Origin of the sequence: Shewanella sp. AS1, assembly GCF_021412565.1 — a bacterium.
Lineage (GTDB): Bacteria > Pseudomonadota > Gammaproteobacteria > Enterobacterales > Shewanellaceae > Shewanella.
On sequence record NZ_JAKCLJ010000075.1, the window covers coordinates 1 to 289 of the forward strand.

Annotated in this window: 1 protein-coding gene; it reads right to left on the reverse strand. The window is 66.1% G+C overall.

From position 1 onward, the window contains the following. Positions 1-200 (reverse strand): hypothetical protein (locus tag LZP69_RS16115; RefSeq protein WP_234201710.1); only part of this gene is annotated, 200 nt, incomplete at its 3' end. Positions 201-289 lie beyond the last annotated feature (89 nt).

Below are 289 nucleotides of genomic sequence, written 5' to 3' on the forward strand. Positions count from 1 at the left end.
TCCTGGCTCGACCCGATGGGAATCTGCTCGAGCGCACCGTCGGGGATGATGTAGCCGCGCTGGAACGTCTCGCCAAAGCAGCCGCCAAGCAAGACTCCGACGGCAACCAGCGCCACCGCCATCCTGGCGGCCACAGGCAGCCGCCGGCGGATTGGCCGGGAGGACACCTGGTGGCTGCGGGTTCCGATATTCGGTTGCATTCGTTCACACGTTGACGTACTGGGCGGCGCCACTCTAGGACGGTTTCCGCGCGGTGCTCAAACCGCGGCCTCCGCTTGCCGAGCTATCT